Raw genomic sequence first — 20043 nt, forward strand, 5'->3', positions numbered from 1 at the left:
GGAGACTAGAACATGACAACCACGACGAACAATCCCAAACCCCGGCTCGCCCTCACGGCCATCACCCTGGCGGTGCTGGCCCTGACCAACCCGGCCCACGCGCAGACGCAGCAAGCCGACGAGAGCATGACCCGCGTCGAAGTGACCGGCTCGTCGATCAAACGCATCGCCACCGAGAACGCCCTGCCGCTGACCACCTACAAGGCCGAGGAACTGGAAGCCCAGGGCCTGACCACGATGTCCGAGGTGGCCACCTCGCTGGTCACCGGCGCCACCAACGAGCCGGTCGGCGGCGGGGGCGGCGGCACCATGATCAATATGCGCGGCCTCAACACCAACCGCACCCTGGTGCTGCTCAACGGCCGCCGCCTGCCCAACGAGGCCATCGGCGCCAGCTCGGTCAACGTCGATGTCGTGCCGATGAGCGCGGTCGAGCGGGTCGAAGTGCTGCGCGACGGCGCCTCGGCCATCTACGGCACCGACGCCATCGCCGGCGTGATCAACTTCATCACCAAGCGCACCGTCAACAAGGTCAGCCTGAGCGCCGGCATCGTCAAGCCGCAACGCTCCGGCGGCGGCGAGCAGCAGCGCGTGTCCATCACCGGCGGCACCGGCGACCTGAAAAAGGATGGCTGGAACGTCTTCGCCTCGTTCGACATGCAGCGCCGCACGTCGCTGATGCAAAAGAGCCGTCCGGAAATCTGGGACCCGGAACGCATCGCGCAACTGGGCGGCACCGTCTTCACCAGCAACACCTCGGGCTCGTCCTCGTCGCCGGCCAACTACACCGTCTACAACAACGGCAAGCCGACCACCGCCACCGGCAACCCGTACTGGTCCACGGGCTGCGGCAGCAACTACGACGCGCCCTACAGCCTGGCCTCGACCAAGGCCTCCGGCGCCGGCGCCAAGACCTGCATCCTCGACCCGACCATTTACCCGCAACTGCTGCCGGACAACAAGCAAACCACCCTGTTCACCAAAGCCTCGATCCGCCACGGCGACGACAAGCTGTTCACCGTGGAAATGCTCAACACCGAGTCCTACATCGACGCGCTCAATCCGCCGCAGGTGTTCGGTGCGCAAACCGATTACGACAAGCTCAACCCCGGCGTGCGCAAGCCGCTGTTCATCAACCGCAGCAGCAAGTGGTATCCGGGCGGCAGCGGCGGCGTGCCGGCCGTGGCCGGCGTCACCGGCCAGGACCTGGCGCTGACGTGGAGCCTGGACGAACTGGGCACGGCCGGCACCCACGACCGCCAGAACACCAACCGCATCGTCGTCGCCGACGAGGGCGCGGTCATGGGCTGGGACTACCGCGTCGGCTTCAACGCCGCCATGAGCGAGCGCCGGGTCGGCTACAAGAGCGGCTTCGTCACCACGCCGGAGCTGTACGCGGGCGTGGCCAACGGCACGCTCAATCCGTTCGGCAAGCAGGACGCCGAGGGGCGCGCCTATCTCGACAGCATCAGCGTCGACGGCGAAAACTACCGCACCGCCCGCGTCAAATATTTCGGTCCGGACTTCAACCTCTCGCGCGAGCTCATGCCGCTCGAAGGCGGCGCGCTGGCGATCGCCGTTGGCGGCGACCTGCACCGCGAAATGTACAGCGACCGCACCAGCATGCTGGCCAACGCGGTGACCTACAAATCGTCCGGCGCGCCGGGCACCAATCCCAAGGGCGCGCGCACCATCGGCGGCCTGTACATGGAGCTCGACGCGCCTATCACCAAAAAGCTCGACCTCACGCTGGCGGCCCGCGCCGACCACTTCAGCGACTTCGGCTCGACCTTCAACCCGAAGGCCAGCGTGCGCTGGGAACCGCACACGGCTGTCATGTTGCGCGGCACGGCCAGCACCGGCTTCCGCGCGCCCACCCTGCCGGAGCTGTACGGTGCCGCGCGCACCCGCAGCCCGTCGGTCAACCGCTGGGACGATCCGCTGCTGTGCCCTGGCCCGACGCCGTCGCAGCCGAACACCGGCAGCTTGACCACCGACCCGCGCTACGCCGGCCTGAACCTCGATCCGGCGCGCGTCTGCAACACCCAGCTGACCACCCTGACCGGCGCCAACCCCGATCTGCAACCGGAGGAATCGCGCACCTACACCGCCGGCATCGTACTCGAGCCGGTCAAGAACATGATGCTGTCGTTCGACGTCTGGGACATCAAGATGAAGGGCACCATCGCACAGATCACCGAGGACACCATCTTCTCCGACGTCGACCGCTACAACAACCTGTTCACGCGCAACCCCGACGGCACGCTGGACTACATCGTCGTCACCCGCATGAACATGGGCGGCCTCCACACGCGCGGCATCGACGTCAGCTTCCGCTACGTGGTGCCGACCAAGCAATGGGGCAAGTTCGGCGTCAACCTGGACGGCACCTATGTCGACCAGTACGAAGGCCAGAACGACGCCGGCGGCGCCTGGGTCGACAGCGTCGGCCGTCCGGGCGCGCTGGCGACCGGTTCGACCTCGGCCAACACCTACATCTTCAAGTGGAAGCACAACCTGCGCTTCTCGTGGAACTACGCCAAGTTCGGCGCGCAGCTGACGCAGTCCTACACCTCCAGCTACGAGGACACCAACGCGCTGCCGACGCAAAAGCCGGGCCAGCCGTTCCACAACGTCATCGACCACTACATCCTGTATAACCTGAGCACCAACTACAAGTTCTCGGACAACCTGAAAGTAACCTTTGGCGTCAACAACCTGCTGAACGAGGAACCGCCGCTGTCGAACCAGCGTTTGAGCTCGCGCGTGGTGTTTGCGCAAAACATCGCCAAACCGATCGGCCGCGCCTACACTTTGCGCGCCGAATACACCTTCTGATGCCATGACCATGACAACCATGAACCGCTACAAAATCGCCGGCGCCGTGCTGCTGCCGCTCGCGCTGGCAGCGTGCCAGACCGCCCAGGTGGACTCGCCAGCGCCGGCCAAGCCGGCCGCCGCCCCGTGGGTATCGGACCTCGGCAACGGCCAGTACAAGAACCCCGTCCTGCACGCCGACTATTCCGACCCGGACGCGATCCGCGTCGGCGACACTTACTATATGACGTCGTCGAGCTTTAATAGTTCCCCCGGCCTGCCCCTGCTGACCTCCAAGGACATGGTCAACTGGGAGCTGGTCGGCCACGCCTTGCCGGCCCTGGTGCCGTCCGAACGCTTCGCCGTGCCGCGCCATGGCGAGGGCGTGTGGGCGCCGTGCCTGCGCTATCACGACGGCAAGTTCTGGATCTTCTACCCGGATCCGGACCACGGCATCTTCGTCATCACGGCGGACCGTTTCGACGGCCAGTGGAGTACGCCCAAGCTGATTCTGCCGGGCAAAGGCATCATCGATCCGACCCCGCTGTGGGACGACGATGGCAAGGCCTACCTGCTGCACGGCTGGGCCAAGAGCCGCGCCGGCTTCAACAACATCCTGACCTTGCGCAGCATGGCGCCGGACGCCAGCAAACTGCTCGACACCAAAGGCACCACCCTGATCGACGGCAACGCGATCAAGGGCTACAAGACGCTGGAAGGGCCGAAGTTCTACAAAGCCAACGGCTACTACTACGTGTTCGCGCCGGCCGGCGGCGTCGAGGAAGGCTGGCAGTCGGTGTTCCGCTCGCGCAGCCTGAACGGACCGTACGAAGTGCGCACCGTGCTCGAACAAGGCAAGACCGAGGTCAACGGCCCGCACCAAGGCGCCTGGGTACGCGCGCAAGACGGCAAGGATTGGTTCCTGCACTTCCAGGACAAGAATGCCTACGGCCGCGTGGTCCACCTGCAACCTATGCGCTGGGTCGACGACTGGCCCATCATGGGCGAAGCCGGTCCCAATGCGGGCGCCGGGCAGCCGGTGCTCACCCACGCCAAACCGGTGGCGGGCGCGGCGATCAAGGCGCCTCCCACCTCGGATGAGTTCGACGGCCCGCGGCTCGGCCTGCAATGGCAGTGGAACGCCAACAGCAATGCGAAATGGTATTCGCTGAGCGAGCGTCCCGGCCAGCTGCGCCTGTTCACGCAGGCGGCGCCGGATGCGGCCGACTATGTGCGCGCGGCGCCATCCATCCTGGCGCAGAAGCTGCCGGCGCCGGAGTTCGTCGTCAACACCCGCGTCCAGCTCAATGACGCCAACAGCGGCGACCGCGCCGGGCTGATCGTCAACGCCATGCAATACGCCTGGCTGGGCCTGCGCAAGACAGCCGACGCGACCCAGCTGGTCTACACCACGTGCGGCCCGGCCGTGCTGCGCTGCAAGGAAACCACGGCCGTGGTGCTGCCGTCGGCGCCGTCGGCGCTGTACCTGCGCATGACGATGGCGCCCGGCGCGATGGCGAGCTTCGCCTACAGCACCGACAACGTGACCTTCCAGACCGTGGGCCAGCCGCTCAAGATCAGCAAGGGCCGCTGGGTGGGCGCACAGATGGGCGTGTTCAGCATCGGCGACGGGGCGTCCGGCAGCACAGGCGCCAAGGCGTCCAGCCTGGATGTCGATTACTTCCGCGTCAGCGCGCAATGATGGAGAATAAAATGACTAAAGCAGTAAACCCACAACGCCGCAACGTCTTGCGCGCGGCCTCGGCCGGCGCCATGCTCGGCGGCGCCGCGCCGCTCGCGTTCGGCCAGACCGCGCCAGCCGCCGCCGCCGACCCTTGGGCCACGGCGCAGCGCATCATCGACCGTTTCGCCAAGCCGCTGGTATTTCGCAAGGAAGACTTCCCGATCACGAAGTTCGGCGCCAAGCCGTGCAAACTGGCCGAGGTCACCACCACCGGCGGCGACGAGCCGCTGAAGCGCATGTCGCCGGTCGCCAAGTCGCCTGACTGCTATCCGGCCATCGCCGCCGCCATCGCCGCCTGCAACAGGGCCGGCGGCGGCCGCGTGCTGATTCCGGCCGGCGCCTGGTACTGCGCCGGCCCGATCGTGCTGCTGTCCAACGTCAACGTCCACCTTGCCGCCGGCGCCGAGGTCTACTTCAGCGCCAACCCGAACGACTACGCCAAATACGGCGACATCGATTGCGGCAAGAACGGCAAGCTGGTGATCTCGCGCTGGCAGGGCAACGACGTGCTGAACTTTTCGCCGATGATCTACGCCTACAACCAGCGCAACATCGCGCTGACCGGCGAGGACTGGACCAGCATCCTCAACGGCCAGGCAGGCGTGCCGTTCGAAACCGGCGGCGGCTCCTGGTGGGACTGGAGCGGCAAGAACAAGCAGGCGCCCATGCACGGACGCAAGATCAACCCGGCCAATCCGGAATCGCTGGCGGCGGTGGCGCCATCGCTGTCGGACGCCGAGCGCGCGCTGATCCAGGGCACCCGGCCCGACTGGCGCACCGACTCGCGCTACCTGCCGGCGCTGTCCGAGGCCGGCGTGCCGGTGGCCAAGCGCATCTTCGGCCTCGGCCACTACCTGCGCCCGTGCATGGTCGAATTCGTCGGCTGCACGGACGTGCTGATGCAAGGCTACCAGTTGCTCGATTCGCCGTTCTGGCTGCACCACCCGGTCAACTGCCGCAACGTCCACTTCAGCAAGGTCAGGATGGAAAGCAAGGGCGCCAACAGCGACGGCTTCGATCCCGAGTCGTGCGACACCATCCTGGTCGAAGGCTGCCTGTTCAACACCGGCGACGATTGCATCGCCATCAAGTCCGGCAAGAACCGCGACATCGCCGAAGGACCGACGCGCAATATGGTGATCCAGGACACCATCATGAACAGCGGCCACGGCGGCGTCACCCTCGGAAGCGAGATGGCGGCCGGCATCGAGCACGTGTACGCGCAGCGCATCGAGTTCCGCAACGTCCACTGGGACAGCGACCCGCTCGGCACCGCCATCCGCATGAAGACCAATATGAACCGCGGCGGCTTCCTGCGCCACTTCTACGTGCGCGACGTGACCGTGCCCAACGGCGTCAAGACCACGCCGGGCTTCTACAATCCGCTGCCCGGCTCGGTCATCAAGCCGAAGACGGTATCGACCAGCGGCGGCGGCCTGATCACCATCGATTGCGACTACGCGCCGGCCGACGACGATGTGCGCATCCGGCCGCCATCGGTGTCGCACGTGCACATCTCCAACGTCAAGGCCGGCAACATCAAGGTCGGCGGCGCCGAGGTCTCCTGCTACCAGGCCATGGTGATCCTGGGACCGGTGGCGACCAGCTTCAACGGCAAGCCCGGCACGCCGGTGTTGCCGCTGACCGACATCACCATCACCGACTGCGATTTCGGCACGCCGCGCAACGCCGAGCAGCCTTGGTTCACCCACAACGTTAAGGGCCTGGTCTTGAAGAACGTGCGCATCGCCGGCAAGACCATCTCGACGGTACTGGATACCTGACGCGATGACCACGATGACCACGTCCACCACCCAAGCCGCCCGCCGCAACTTCATGCAGACGCTGGCGGGCGGTACCCTGGCCCTGGCCGGCGGCTTGCCGGCACAGTTGATGGCGGCCCCGGCCGCTTCCGCCGACCCTTGGCGCCAGGCCCAGGCCATCATCGACCGCGTGTCGAAGCCACTCACCTTCCGCAAGGAGGATTTCGTCATCACCGCGTTTGGCGGCAAGGCGTGCGACGTGGTGCCGATCAACGCCTGGGTCGGCTCCAGCGAGCGCGCCGACATCCACACGCCGGCGCCCGGCGCGACCGATTGCCATCCGGCCATCAGCGCCGCCATCGCCGCCTGCCACAAGGCCGGCGGTGGCCGCGTATTGATCCCGGCCGGCAACTGGCTGTGCGCCGGGCCGATCGTGCTGCTGTCGAACGTCCACGTGCATCTGGCCAAGGGCGCGCACGTCTACTTCTCCGCCAATCCGCTCGACTATGCGCGCCATGGCGAATTCGATTGCGGCGCCAACGGCAAGCTGTCGCTGACCCGCTGGGAGGGCAACGATTGCCTGAATTACTCATCGCTGGTGTACGCCCACGGCCAGCGCAACATCGCCCTCACCGGCGAGGACTGGACCTCCATCCTCGACGGCCAGGCCGGCGTGCCCTTCCCCGGCGATGCCGATTGCTGGTGGTCCTGGAAAGGCCGCGAGCGCAAGGGCGAGGTGCATGTGCCGTTTACCGTGGGTAAAGTGCAGGAGCGGCCGAACCCGCGCAACCGCCCGCTGGCCGAGATCGCGCCGCATTTGTCCGCCGAAGAAGCCGCGAAGATCCAGGGCGACGATCCGTGGTTCCTGTCGGACTCGCACTACCTGCGCGCGCTGAGCGAGGCGCGCGTGCCTGCCAGGCAGCGCGTCTTCGGCATCGGCCACTTCCTGCGGCCGCACATGGTGCAGTTCATCAGTTGCACCGATGTGCTGCTGGCCGGCTACCAGACCACCAACACGCCGTTCTGGCAGCACAACCCGGTGGACTGCGCCAATGTGCACGTGAAAGGCATCTACGCCAACAGCATGGGCGCCAACAACGATGGTTTCGATCCGGAATCGTGCCGTTACGTGCTGATCGAAGGCTGCCAGTTCAACACCGGCGACGATTGCATCGCCATCGATTCCGGCAAGGGCACGGATACGCAGTTCGGTCCATGCGAGAACGTGGTGGTGCAGAATTGCCGGATGCACAGCGGCCATGGCGCGCTAACCTTGGGCAGCATCATGTCCGGCGGCATCCAGAACGTGTATGCGCAGAATCTGGTGTTCGAGAACGCCAACTGGAAGACCGATCCGCTCAACATCGCCATACGGCTGAAGACCAATATGGCGCGCGGCGGCTTTTTGCGTAATTTCTATGTGCGCAATGTGCAGATCCCCAACGGCATCCGCACCACGCCGGCGTTTTACAAGCCAACGCCGGGGTCCGGGATTCCGGAGAAGACGGTGGCCGCCGGCGCCGGTGGCGTGGTCACCTTCGATTGCGACTACAGCCCGCTCGACGATACCATCCGCACGCGGCCGCCGCTGGTGACCAACGTGCATATCTCGGGTATTAAGGTGGGCAATGTGCAGACCAAAGAGGGCAAATTCTCGTGCTACCAGCCGATCGTGGTGCTGGGACCGGTGGCGGTGAACTACAACGGGCCGGGCAAGCCGCAGATTCTGCCGGTGAGCAATGTCACCATCAGCGACTGCGACTTCGGCACGCCGGTGGTGCAGCAGCCGGCGTACCTGTATAACGTCAAGGAGCTGGTGTTGAAGAACGTGACCATCGCCGGCAAGGTGCACAACCAGCGCTTGTCGTCGTAACCGCCGTCAAACCGCCGCCAGCGCCAGCTGGGGCGCAGGCCGCTTTTGCGGCTGGTGGCCCGCCGGCGCGGCGCGTCCCTGCTCGAGCTTGAACACGCTGACGACCTGCGTCAGATGCGACGCCTGGCCTTCCAGCGCCGCCGTGGCGGCGGCCGCTTGCTCCACCAGCGCGGCGTTCTGCTGCGTCACGGCGTCCATTTCGTTGACGGCCTGGTTGATCTGTTCGATGCCGACCTCCTGCTCGCGGCTGGCCGCCGTGATTTCGCTCATGATGTCGGTGACCCGCTGGATGCTGGCGACCACCTCGGTCATCGTGGTGCCGGCCTTGGCCACCAGCTGATTGCCGGCGTTGACCTGCTCGACCGAGTCGTTGATCAAGGTTTTGATTTCCCTTGCCGCGCTCGCCGAGCGCTGCGCCAGGTTGCGCACTTCCGACGCCACCACGGCAAAGCCCCGTCCCTGCTCGCCGGCGCGCGCCGCCTCCACCGCCGCGTTCAAGGCCAGGATGTTGGTCTGGAAGGCGATGCCGTCGATGACGCCGATGATGTCGGCGATCTTGCCGGCCGACGCGTGGATGTGGCCCATCGTCGTCACCACTTCCTTCACCACCGCGCCGCCCTGGCGCGCCACGTCCACGGCGGACACGGCCAACTGGTTGGCTTGCCGCGCGTTGTCGCTGTTTTGCTTGACGGTGGAGGTCAGTTCCTCCATCGACGACGCGGTCTCCTCCAGCGCGCTGGCCTGCTGCTCGGTGCGCGACGACAGGTCCAGGTTGCCGCTGGCCACTTCCGCCGTTGCGGTCGAGATCTCGTCGCTGCCGGCGCGCACCTGGCCGACGATGTTGTTCAGGCTGTGGGTCATTTCATTGAGCGCTCGCAACAGCGCCCCGATCTCATCCTTGCTTTGCACGTCGACATAGCCGCTCAAATCGCCGGCGGCGACGGTCTGCGCCAGCGCCACGGCCCGGTTCACCGGCACCGTGATGGAACGCGTGATGAACCAGCCGATCAGCACCGCCATGATCGTCGCCGTCACCGACAGGATGAGCGTCAGTTGCACGGCCAACGCGCCGCCCGCCGCGATCTGCTCGCCGTCCTTCTTCATCAGCGATTCCTGGAAATCCTCCATCGCGTTGATGGCGTTGAAATACGGCGTTTGCGCCACCCGCAGTTCCTTGCTCACGTACTTGCCGGCCTGCTCGGACTGCCCCTCCCTGATCATCTTGATGATGGCGGTGCGCGCGACCGTGTAGGCGTCGCGCCGCTCGCTCAGCGTCTTGAACAGCTCCTTGCCCTTGGGAAGCGTCAGCATGGCATCCAGCTTGACGATATATTCTTCGTTCGCCTTCAGCGACGCATCCAGCTTCTCCAACTGCGCCCGCACCTCCGCCGGGTCGCCCGCGCCGATGATGGCGTTGCGCAGCAAGCGCGATTGCACATTCACCTCGGTCTGAATCTGCCGGGCCAGCGTCAACTTGACGAAGCTGTCGCTCAAGATCCGGTCCGTCGCCTCGTTGATCAGGTTGATGCGGGTGATGGCGACCAGCGCCACGGCGGCCAACAGCAGCACCACCACGCCGAAACCCAGGCCCAGCCGCGTTCCGATTTTCAAGTTAGAGATGTTCATGATAGTTTCCATTGGGGTCTATTGGCATAGCAACATTTAGATGTTGGCCCCAATGGCCGTTGCGCATATTGCGGCAAGGCAAGCCAGACGGTTGCGTGTTGTTTCAGCGCGTCAGCATGCTGGTTGATAGCGTAAACGCTGAACGGCGCGGCCATGCCGCGCCGTTCAGGCGTGAATGCGTCGATCGGGGCGCCGCGCCGTCAGGCGGCGCGGTCCTCAGCCGGCCAGCGCCAGGCGCGGGACCGCCCGTCGCGATGGCGAGGGTGAATGGACCGCCACCGGCGCGCCCGTTCTGCCGCCCGTATCCAGCTTGAACACGCTGACCACCTGCGCCAGATGGGCGGCCTGCTGCTCCAGCGCGCCGGTCGCGGCGGCGGCCTCTTCCACCAACGCGGCGTTCTGCTGCGTCACCGTGTCCATTTCGGTGACCGCCTGGTTGATCTGCTCGATGCCGACTTCCTGTTCGCGGCTGGCGACGGTGATCTCGCCCATGATATCGGTCACGCGCTGGATGCTGGCAACCACCTCGGTCATCGTGGTGCCGGCCTTGGCCACCAGCCTGTTGCCCGCGTCGACCCGTTCGACCGAGTCGTTGATCAGGGTTTTGATTTCCTTGGCCGCGCCCGCCGAGCGCTGCGCCAGGTTGCGCACTTCCGACGCCACCACAGCGAAGCCCCGGCCCTGCTCGCCCGCGCGCGCCGCCTCCACTGCCGCGTTCAACGCCAGGATGTTGGTCTGGAAGGCGATGCCGTCGATGACGCCGATGATGTCCGAGATCTTGGCGGCCGACTCGTTGATCTGTCCCATCGTCGTGACCACTTCGCCCACCACCGCGCCGCCCTGGCGCGCCACCTCGACGGCGGACACGGCCAGCTGGTTCGCCTGCCGCGCGTTGTCGCTGTTCTGCTTGACGGTGGAGGTCAGTTCCTCCATCGACGAGGCGGTTTCTTCCAGCGCGCTGGCTTGCTGTTCGGTGCGCGACGACAGGTCCATATTGCCGGTGGCGACTTCCCCGGTCGCGGTCGCGATCTCGTCGGTGCTGACGCGCACCTGGCCGACGATGTCGTTCAGGCTCTGGTTCATGTCCTTGAGCGCCTGCATCAACGAGCCGATCTCGTCCTTGCTTTGCACCTCGATGCGGCTGCTCAAGTCGCCGGCGGCGACGGTTTGCGCCAGTGCGACGGCGTGGTTCACTGGAATCGTGATCGAACGCGTGATCAACCAGCCGATCAAGACGGCGGCGATGGCCGCGCACGCCGACAATACAAGCGTCATCCGCACGGCGAACTGGCCGGCCGCCTTGGCTTGCTCGCCGTCCTCGCGCATCAGCGATTCCTGAAACGCCGCCATGGCGTCCATGGCTTCGAAAAACTCATTCTGCGCAGTACGTAAGTCCTTGAGCAGGTATTTTCCCGCCGCTTCAGCCTGGCCATCCCTGATCATCTTGACGTTGATGTCACGCCTTTGCGCATAGACATCCCGGCGCTCGCTCAGGGTTTTGAACAGCGCCCTGCCCTTGGGAAGGAACAGCATGCCGTCCAGTTTTTTCAAGTTGGCCGCGTTATTTTTGAGCGAGGCATCCAGTTTTCCCAAGGAAGTGCTCACCTCGGCCGGATCGGCGGCGCCGATGAGGGCATTGCGCAGATAGCGCGCTTGAAGGTTCACTTCGGTCTGGATCTGTTTGGTCACCATCAGCTTGGCGAAGCTTTTGTCCAGTATCCGTTCGGTCGCATCGTTAATCAGGTTGATGCGGCTGACGGCGATGAAAGCCACGGCGAGCAGTAAGACGACGACCACGCCAAATCCAAGGCCTAGTCGTGTTCCGATCTTTAAGTTAGCGATTTTCATTATGTTTCCGTTTTCGAGCTGCAAGCGCAGCGATGTAAGTAAGAAACGACGAGCGATGCGGATGGCGTTGGCATCAGGTCCGCTTGCGCGAAAAGCGGCAGGAATCAGGGACGCGGAGAATGACAGCGTTGTCCCGGGGGCATGGGGACGGAAGAGTATATCGACCAGGACATCGCTGGCCCGGCAACCACAAGTTAATTACCCATCTTAGCAAATGTCAAAGGAATTGCCACAAGAAAATAGATATCCCGAACTTTTTCTGACGACACCCTCCAATGCTGAGGCTGCCAGTCCACATTATGGTGTCGGACCCAGCGGGAAATGGCCGTTCGTGATACTTGCTGCTATATTTCCTGATCGATATTTCACACGCTGGAACCCGCATGACACGCCTGCCCTCGCACCTCCCGACCACGCTCGCCGCCTGCACCGTGCTGGCCGGCTGCGCCACCACCCAGATGTCGTTGACCGACTTCACAGCCGGTTCCGGCGGCCCCCGCGCGCCGGAGCAACTGGTCGTCACGTTCGACAAAGCCGACCTGGCGCTGCGCGTCGATCCCGCCACGCAAAGCATCCGTGGCGACGCCGCGCTAACCTTTACCGCCAACGCGCTGGCAACGGCGCCGCTGACCCGCATTGCCGTCGAGCTGGATCGCAACCTGCCGGTCGACGGCGCCAGCGTTGACGGCGTGGAACTGGCGCGCTCGGCGATCAGCAATCCGGAGGGCCGTCTGTACCTCACCTTGCCGACGCCGCTGCCGGCTGGCGCCAGCACCACCGTGCGCATCCGCTACCACGGCGTGCCGCACGTGGCCAGGCGCGCCCCGTGGGATGGCGCCTTCACCTGGAGCAAAACAACGGACGGCCAGCCGTGGATCGCCACCACCGTCGAGGGCGAAGGCTGCGACCTGTTCTGGCCCTGCATCGACCATCCGATGGGCAAGGCCAAGCTGATCGACCTGCACATCAGCGTGCCGGCGCCGCTGGTGGTGGCCGGCAACGGCGTGGCCGTCGGCATGGACGAAAGGGACGGCTGGCGCACCTACCATTGGCGCGCCAAGAACCCCAGCACCTACGGCATCGCGCTCAACATCGGTCCCTACGAGATGCTGTCGGGGGACTACGCCAGCCGCTACGGCAACACCATTCCACTGCGCATGTGGTATTTGAAAGGGCACGAGCGGCAGGCCAAAGACCTGTTCGCCGAGTTCGCGCCCATGCTCGATTTCTTCGAGCGCCGCATTGGGCCCTACCCGTTCGGCGACGAGAAAATGGGCGTCGTCGAAACGCCGCACCTTGGCATGGAACACCAGACCATCAACGCCTACGGCAACGGCTACCTGAAGTCGCCTTACGGCTACGACTGGCTGTTGCACCACGAACTATCGCACGAGTGGTTCGGCAACCAGATGACCAACGCCGACTGGGACGACATGTGGCTGCACGAGGGCTTCGGCAGCTACATGCAGCCGCTGTACCTGCAATGGCTGCGCGGCGACATGGAATTCCAGGCCGAGCTGTTCAACCAACGCAAGTCGCTGCGCAACAAGGTGCCGGTGGTCGGCGGCAAACCGCAGCGCATCGAAGACGTCTACGACGACAAGCGCGGCGGTCCGGGCAACGACATCTACACCAAGGGCTCGCTGATCCTGCACACGCTGCGCAACCTGATCGGCGACGACGCCTTCTTCCGCGCCACGCGCCGCATGGTCTACGGCACAGAGACGCCGACGCCCGGCAACTTCCAGCCGCGCTGGAGCAGCACCAGGGAATTCATCGCCATCGCCAGCGAGATGTGCGGCAGCGACCTGGGCTGGTTCTTCGACGCCTACCTGTACCACGCGGCGCTGCCCGAGCTGGTCGAAACGCGCAGCGGCGACCAGCTGCGGCTGGCGTGGAAGGTGAAGGATGGCGGCCCGTTCCCGATGCCATTGGAAGTGCGCATCGTCGACGACCGGGGCGAGCGCATCGTCCGGCTGCCGATGAGCGGCGGCGGTGGCGAACTGACTTTGGCGGCCGGCGCGCACTATACTGTCGATCCGGCGTCCCGCGTGCTGCGTCAGGAAGCGCATATCGACGAATGGAAGCGCGACGAAGACGAACGTAAAAAGCAGAAAGAGAAGGCCTCATGAAAAAGATCTCGCTGGCGCTGCTGATGGCGGCCGCCTTGTCCGCCTGCAGTCCGCAATACGACTGGCGCGATTACCGCAGCAATGACGCCCCGTACGCCGTGATGTTCCCCGGCAAGCCCGCCAGCCAGACCCGCGCCATCAAGCTGGACGACCTGGACGTGAACATGACGATGACGGCGACCGAGGTGGACGGCGTAGTGTTCGCGGTCGGCAGCGCGCAACTGGCGGACGCGGCGCGCACCCCGGCAGCCCTCGAGGCCATGAAGACGGCGCTGGTCAAGAACATCGGCGCCACGGTGACCAAAAGCGCGCCGTCGGCGGCGGCCGGCCGGACCATGCTCGATGTCGAGGCTAAAGGCAGCCAAAATGGGGAGCCCATGCTGCTGATCGGGCGTTTTATCGCCAAGGACACGCGCATTTACCAGGTCATTGTCATGGGGCGGGAGAAAAATATCGTGCGCGACACCGTGGAAACCTGGTTCAGCTCCTTCAAATTGAACTGAAAACAGGCGCCTGGCTTAGAAGATGCTTAATTGACGTGCGCTAACGTCCATACAGATAGGCTCGTCTCTTGTAAAGTTTCCCTGACGACCTAATGTGAACAGCAACGGCACGCCGCTGCTTTGTCATTCGGCGCACCGTCGGACCTCTCGATCAATAATACTAAGAAAGCGCATCATGTTAATTGCCTTCAAATCCAAATCCAGCCCTGAAGTCCTGATGTATCAGGAACACGCTCAACGCATCCTCGACCTGCTGCATAAAAATCCCACGCGCGGCGTGATCACCGCCGCCGAGGCGGAACAGGCGCTGTCGGTGCTCGAGCATGAAGTGGCCGAAAGCAAACTCCACCCTGAAAACGATGTCGAGCACGACATCCACGCGCACGAGAAGGAAGAGAACGAGACGGTGGAGCATGCCGTCATGCAGCGCGTGGGCTTCCACGCCCGCGCCTATCCGCTGCTGGAGATGCTGCGCTCGGCCAAGCAGGAAAACGAGAGCATTATCTGGGGCGTGTAACGCGATAAAAGTGGGAACCCGGTTCGTCAATCCCCCGCCAGGCTGGCCTTGAGCGGCAGATCCATCGTGAACCGCGTCCCCACCCCGACCACGCTGTCGACCCGGATGCTGCCATCGAGCAGCGACGTCACGATGTTGTACGTGATGCTCAATCCCAGCCCGTTGCCGCCCTGTCCCAGCTTGGTCGTGAAAAACGGGTCGAAGATGCGCGCCTGATGCTCGATGGCGATCCCCGCGCCGTCATCCTGGAACACTATCCGCACCCGGTCCGGTCCCAGCCGCACCGCCCACAGCCGGATCACGCCACCGCTGCGCCCGTCGAACGCGTGCAGCAAGGCGTTGTTGATCAGGTTGATGATCACCTGGCCGTAGGGGCCCGGGAAGCTGTCCATCTCGATATCGTCCGGCATCTCCAGATCGACCTGGTGGCCCGCCTTGCGGATCTGGTTCTTCATCGTCGTGACGATTTCCTGGCTGGCCTGGTGCAGGTCGAAATGGCGCCGCTTGGCGCTGGCCTGGTCGACCGCCACCTGCTTGAAACTGTTGACGAGCTCGGCGGCGTTGCGCAGGCTGCGCATCAGCAAGGTCGACGCCTCGCGCGCGGCGTCGATGAATTGCGCCAGGTCCGAGCGCCGCAGCACGTTGTTGTTCTGGCGCAGCTCGATCTCGGTGGTCTTGTCCTCGAGCGTGCTGGCGATCACCAGGCTGTTGCCGATCGGCGTGTTGAGCTCGTGCGCGACGCCAGCCACCAGCGAGCCCAGCGCGGCAAGCTTCTCGCGCTCGACCAGCTGCTGCTGCGTGTCTTGCAACTGCCGGTAGGAATCGGCGTTCGCGAACGCCACCGCCACATATGACGCCAAGGTGGTCAGCATGTCGGCGTCGATGCGGTGATAGGCATGCGCGCGGTAGCTGTGGACGGTGATAATGCCGCGCACCTGGCCGTTGACGGAAATCGGCACATAGATCAGCGAGCGCGGCTCGGTCGGCAACGAGCCGTCTTCGAGCGTGCCCATGTCATCGGCGCCGGACACCAGCGCCACGCTGTCGATGTAGCGCCCGTATTCCTTCTCCAGGTCGTTGATGAACACCTCTTCCGCATGGTTGATGCACCACACCGCCAGCTGGTTCGGCTCGCGCATGCTGCGCGTGTACGGCGTGTAGCGCTTGCCCTTCTCCATCGCGAACGGATACTCGATCAACTCCTGCTCGGGCCGGTAAATGCCGATGCCGAACACGCTCGCGTCCATCAGCGCGTGCACCTGCTGGTACAGCATGGTCATGATGGCCTCGCTGTCGAGGTTGGCCGTGATGCGGCGGCCGATGTCGGACAGCAGCGAGATATTGCGGTGCGCCAGCTCCACGCTGTCCTTTTGCAGCTCGGCCTCCTGCTTCTGGCGTTCGACCGATTCCTTCTGCAGCACCAGCTCGCGCGTGCGGCTGCCGACCTCCTCTTCGAGCGCCTGCTTTTGCCGCATCAACATGCGGATGCGGATGCGGAACAGCAAATACGCCGCGCCCAGCGCCAGGCCGATCATGAGCAGGCGGAACCACCACATCTTCCACACCGGCGGCGTGACGATCAACTCCAGCACCGCCGGTTCCGGACTCCAGACGCCGTCCTTGTTGGCGGCCCGAACGCGAAACACATAGCGGCCCGGGTCCAGGTTGGTATAGGTGGCGAAGCGCTTGCCGGCGTCCGTCGTCACCCACTGCGGATCGAAACCTTCGAGCTGGTAGGCGTAGCGGTTGCGCTGCGGATCGGCGAAATGCAAGGCCGCGAATTCGATCGAGAACATGACGTCGCGATGGCTCAAGGTCAGCGTCTTGGCATCGCGCAGCGGGCCCTTCGGCAGCACGTCGGGACGCCGCACGTCGCTCAGGATCGACTCGTTGAAGATGAAGAAATCGGTGATGGCGATCTGCGGCGGACGCCTGTTGTCATGGATAGCCGACGGCTTGAACGCCGTCATGCCCGCCAGGCCGCCGAAGTACAGCGTGCCGTCCGGCGCCTTGTGGGCCGCGCCGATGAAGTACGAGCCGTCGATCAAGCCGTCCTTGGCCGTGTAGTGCTTGAAGAATCCGCTCTCGGGATTGAACATCGCGATGCCGGCGGTGCTGCTGATCCACAGCTTGCCGTTGTCGTCTTCCAGAATGGCGCCGATCGGATCGACGGCGCCGCCGTTCTGTCCGGGATAGTAGCGGAAGCGCAGGTCGCCGTCCGGCTGCGGCAAGGCCTTGCACAAGCCGGCGGCGGTGCCGACCCACAGCACGCCCTTTTTGTCCTCGAAGATGAACGGCACCCTTTTGTGGCTCAGGCTGTCCGGCCGGTTCGGATCGTGGCGGTAGTGGCGGAACTTGCCGGTGGCGCGGTCGAAACGGTTCAACCCGTTTTCCGTGCCGATCCACAGGATGCCTTGGCGGTCCTCCAGCAACGCGTAGACGCGGCCGTCGACGCTGTCCGGATTGTTCAGATCGGCGCGATGGGTGGTGACGGCGCCGGTGTCGGGATCGATGCGGTGCAGCCCGCCGCGCGTGCCGGCCCAGATGACGCCGGCCCGGTCGACCAGCAGGCGCTGGATCGACAGCGAATTCGGATCGGCGCCCAACGGCACTCGCGTGTAGCGGCCGGTGGCCGGATCGCGCCGGGCCAGCCCGGTGGAAGTGCCGACCCACAACCGGCCCTTGAGATCGGTGGCCAGCGCGATCACCATGTCGCCGGGCAAGCTGCCGGGATCGCGCTCGTCGCGGTGCCAGGACTCGACCGTGCGCTTGGTCACGTCCAGCCTGGTCAAGCCTTCGCCCGAACCGAGCCAGAGCTGTTTGTCGCCGGCGCCGTCGATCGCCCGCACCTTGCTGTTGGTCACGCCGGGCAGCACGCCGGACGATCCGGTGTAGCGCTCGAAGCCGCCGCTGTCGAGATCGACCCAGTCCAGGCCAGCGTACCAGTTGCCCACCCACAGCGTGCCGGTGCGGTCCTGATACAGGGCGGTGATCTGGTTGTCGCCGATGCCGTGGCGGTTCAGGCTATCCCAACGGTAGCTGTGGAACTCGCCGCTGGCGGGATCGCGCCGTTTCAGGCCGTCCTCCTGGGTACCGACCCACAAAGTGCCGTCGCTGTCATGCATCAGGACGTTGACGCGCTGGGTGCCTAAGGACTGGGACAACGCCTGCGGCAGGCGGGTCGGCTTGGCGCCATCGACCCGCCATGCCTGCAGGCCGGACATGGCGCCGACCCACACCACCCCGTCCGGTGCGACCGACAGCGAAGTGATGTTGTTGGACCGCGTGGTGCCGTCCAGAGGCGTCAGATGAAGGAATTTTGCGGCGCCCGGCGGCAGCATTTCCAGCCCGCTGGCCGTGCCTATCCACAGATTGCCGGACTTGTCGCGCGCCACCGCGTTGACCCGGTCGTCGGAGATGCTGTCGGGGTCGGCCGGCGCGTGCCGCCAGGTGCGCACCTGGCCGCTCGTGATATCGAGATGCTGCAGGCCCTCGCTGGTGGTCAGCCACAGCCCATCCTTGCCGTCACCGATGATGTGGGTGACGGCAACGTTGCCGGCCTTGATGGCTTGGTGGACGAAGCCACCGGTCGACGGATCGTAACGGTCCAGCCCGCCTTTACTGCCGACCCACAGCCGGCCGCCCGCGTCCTCGTACAGCGCCTGGACATAGTTGTCGAGGAGACTGTGGGGGTTGGCGGGGTCGTTCTTGAAAACGTTGACGCGGTAGCCGTCGAAGCGGTTGAGGCCGGCCTGCGTGCCGATCCAGATGAAGCCCTGGCGGTCCTGGATCACACGCGTGACGGACTCCTGCGTTAAGCCTTGCTCGACACCCAAATGTTCAAAGCGCAGGCTGAGCGGAGCGGCATGGACGAGCGAACAGAACGCCAGCAGAAGCAGGCCGCAAAACCGCGCCGTACGCATCGTGAAAACTGACATAAGGTTGCACTCCGATATTAACGATATTGTAATGCAGAAACACGCAGCGACGACAAGGGATGACGGTAGCTGGCCGGGAGATCCGCAACGCTTGCCACACTCAAGAACCATCCGGCTAGAATTACATTTTTATTCATTTCAGGGGTGAATCGATGAAAAAAGTTCTGGCGGGGTGTGTGCTGTTGGCGTCGCTGGGTGCCGGCGCGGGTGCGCAGGAGTGCAAGAGCCAGCAGGAATATGCCAAGGCGCGGGACGTGATCAGGGACTTGGGCCGCATCGTCGCGCCGTCCGGCGTGCAGGAAGCCTATAAGACCAACATCGGCGGCATCGACCAGTGGATCAACGTGCGCGGGCAGGACAAGAACAATCCCGTGATCCTGTTCGTGCACGGCGGTCCGGCCTCGCCGCTGATCCCCACGATCTGGCAGTTCCAGCGCCCGCTGGAAGAGTACTTCACCATCGTCAATTACGACCAGCGCGGCGCCGGCAAGACTTTCAATGAAACCGCGCCGGATTCGCTCAATGACAGCATCCACATTCCGCGCTACATCGACGATGCGATCGAAGTCGCCGAGTACATCAAGACCCGCTACCACAAAGACAAGGTGATCCTGATGGGCCACAGCTGGGGCACGGTGATCGGCATGGGCGCGGCGCTGAAGCGACCGGACTTGTTCTACGCTTACGTCGGCATCGGCCAGGTGATCAACACCCGCGAGAACGAACGCATTAGCTTTGACTACGCGGTTGAGCAATCGAAAGCGCACAACAACGAGAAGGCAATCAAGGAGCTGGCGTCGATCGCACCGTATCCGGGCGACCAGCCGATCACGCGCGAGCGCATCGTCACGGCACGGATCTGGGCGCAGTACTATGGCGGCCTGAGCGCCTATCGCGACAGTTCGGACTACTTCCATAACGCGGGCAAGCTATCGCCGGAGTATAACGACTGCGACGTGCGCGCCATCGACGCCGGCAATATGTTCTCGCTGGGCCGCTTGCTGCCGGAATTCCTCGGCGTGGACTACGGCAACGTGCGCAGCTTCCCGATTCCGGTGGTGATGTTCATGGGCCGCCATGACTACACCACGCCATCGGCGCCGACCGACAAGTGGCTCAAGCGCGTCAAGGCGCCGTACAAACGCGGCGTGTGGTTCGAGCATTCCGCCCACATGATCCCATGGGAGGAGCCGGGGAAGACGCTGGTCACCCTGCTGGAGACGGTGCGGCCGCTGGCCGTGGCGCAGCCAAAATAACCACGGGTCTACGTGGCGGTCGTGCA

At 64.6% G+C, this 20043-nt stretch carries 11 protein-coding genes; 8 read left to right on the forward strand and 3 right to left on the reverse strand.

Features of this window, described 5'->3' with window-relative positions:
* Positions 1-12 precede the first annotated feature (12 nt).
* The 4 genes from AC0IYS_RS27160 to AC0IYS_RS27175 are packed head-to-tail and all read left to right on the forward strand — an operon-like array spanning position 13 to position 8197.
* On the forward strand, positions 13-2838 hold the full coding sequence (locus AC0IYS_RS27160) for a TonB-dependent receptor plug domain-containing protein (RefSeq protein ID WP_471708088.1): 2826 nt from the start codon (positions 13-15) through the stop codon (positions 2836-2838).
* Between the two features lie 19 nt (positions 2839-2857).
* Complete coding sequence (locus AC0IYS_RS27165) at positions 2858-4519, forward strand: glycoside hydrolase family 43 protein (protein ID WP_471708089.1); 1662 nt, start codon at positions 2858-2860, stop codon at positions 4517-4519.
* A gap of 11 nt (positions 4520-4530) precedes the next feature.
* Positions 4531-6345: a glycoside hydrolase family 28 protein gene (locus AC0IYS_RS27170; RefSeq protein ID WP_471708090.1), complete on the forward strand. Its 1815-nt coding sequence runs from the start codon at positions 4531-4533 to the stop codon at positions 6343-6345.
* 4 nt (positions 6346-6349) lie between these two features.
* Positions 6350-8197 (forward strand): glycoside hydrolase family 28 protein, encoded by a 1848-nt coding sequence (locus AC0IYS_RS27175; RefSeq protein WP_471708091.1) that lies wholly within the window; start codon positions 6350-6352, stop codon positions 8195-8197.
* 6 nt (positions 8198-8203) lie between these two features.
* Here the strand turns inward: AC0IYS_RS27175 and AC0IYS_RS27180 are convergent, their stop codons facing one another.
* Positions 8204-9823 carry a methyl-accepting chemotaxis protein gene (locus AC0IYS_RS27180; RefSeq protein ID WP_471708092.1) on the reverse strand — a complete coding sequence of 540 codons (1620 nt, stop codon included), beginning with the start codon at positions 9821-9823 and terminating at the stop codon, positions 8204-8206.
* 216 nt (positions 9824-10039) lie between these two features.
* Positions 10040-11671: a methyl-accepting chemotaxis protein gene (locus AC0IYS_RS27185; protein WP_471708093.1), complete on the reverse strand. Its 1632-nt coding sequence runs from the start codon at positions 11669-11671 to the stop codon at positions 10040-10042.
* Between the two features lie 383 nt (positions 11672-12054).
* On the opposite strand from AC0IYS_RS27185, the gene AC0IYS_RS27190 reads away from it, so the two are divergent.
* From AC0IYS_RS27190 to AC0IYS_RS27200, 3 genes are all read left to right on the forward strand, one after another.
* Positions 12055-13803: a M1 family metallopeptidase gene (locus tag AC0IYS_RS27190; RefSeq protein WP_471708094.1), complete on the forward strand. Its 1749-nt coding sequence runs from the start codon at positions 12055-12057 to the stop codon at positions 13801-13803.
* A complete protein-coding gene (locus tag AC0IYS_RS27195; RefSeq protein WP_471708095.1) occupies positions 13800-14306 on the forward strand; it encodes a hypothetical protein in 507 nt (168 codons plus the stop codon). The genes AC0IYS_RS27190 and AC0IYS_RS27195 overlap by 4 nt, the downstream gene beginning before the upstream one ends.
* Before the next feature lie 175 nt (positions 14307-14481).
* A complete protein-coding gene (locus AC0IYS_RS27200; RefSeq protein WP_090323773.1) occupies positions 14482-14823 on the forward strand; it encodes a DUF1840 domain-containing protein in 342 nt (113 codons plus the stop codon).
* A gap of 26 nt (positions 14824-14849) precedes the next feature.
* Here AC0IYS_RS27200 and AC0IYS_RS27205 read toward each other — a convergent pair whose 3' ends face one another.
* The gene (locus AC0IYS_RS27205) at positions 14850-18761 is read right to left on the reverse strand and encodes a two-component regulator propeller domain-containing protein (RefSeq protein WP_471708096.1); all 3912 of its coding nucleotides are present in this window, start codon (positions 18759-18761) and stop codon (positions 14850-14852) included.
* 152 nt (positions 18762-18913) lie between these two features.
* Between AC0IYS_RS27205 and AC0IYS_RS27210 the strand changes: the two genes are divergently transcribed.
* On the forward strand, positions 18914-20017 hold the full coding sequence (locus tag AC0IYS_RS27210; protein ID WP_471708097.1) for an alpha/beta fold hydrolase: 1104 nt from the start codon (positions 18914-18916) through the stop codon (positions 20015-20017).
* The last annotated feature ends 26 nt before the right edge of the window (positions 20018-20043 follow it).

This window comes from Duganella sp. AC237 (assembly GCF_979254035.1).

Bases quoted from the DNA above. Each gene is read 5' to 3' on its own strand.
- AC0IYS_RS27205 (WP_471708096.1), bottom strand. From the start codon at position 18,761: ATGTCAGTTTTCACGATGCGTACGGCGCGGTTTTGCGGCCTGCTTCTG.
- AC0IYS_RS27185 (WP_471708093.1), bottom strand. From the start codon at position 11,671: ATGAAAATCGCTAACTTAAAGATCGGAACACGACTAGGCCTTGGATTT.
- AC0IYS_RS27170 (WP_471708090.1), top strand. From the start codon at position 4,531: ATGACTAAAGCAGTAAACCCACAACGCCGCAACGTCTTGCGCGCGGCC.
- AC0IYS_RS27195 (WP_471708095.1), top strand. From the start codon at position 13,800: ATGAAAAAGATCTCGCTGGCGCTGCTGATGGCGGCCGCCTTGTCCGCC.
- AC0IYS_RS27200 (WP_090323773.1), top strand. From the start codon at position 14,482: ATGTTAATTGCCTTCAAATCCAAATCCAGCCCTGAAGTCCTGATGTAT.
- AC0IYS_RS27160 (WP_471708088.1), top strand. From the start codon at position 13: ATGACAACCACGACGAACAATCCCAAACCCCGGCTCGCCCTCACGGCC.
- AC0IYS_RS27175 (WP_471708091.1), top strand. From the start codon at position 6,350: ATGACCACGATGACCACGTCCACCACCCAAGCCGCCCGCCGCAACTTC.
- AC0IYS_RS27210 (WP_471708097.1), top strand. From the start codon at position 18,914: ATGAAAAAAGTTCTGGCGGGGTGTGTGCTGTTGGCGTCGCTGGGTGCC.
- AC0IYS_RS27180 (WP_471708092.1), bottom strand. From the start codon at position 9,823: ATGAACATCTCTAACTTGAAAATCGGAACGCGGCTGGGCCTGGGTTTC.
- AC0IYS_RS27165 (WP_471708089.1), top strand. From the start codon at position 2,858: ATGAACCGCTACAAAATCGCCGGCGCCGTGCTGCTGCCGCTCGCGCTG.
- AC0IYS_RS27190 (WP_471708094.1), top strand. From the start codon at position 12,055: ATGACACGCCTGCCCTCGCACCTCCCGACCACGCTCGCCGCCTGCACC.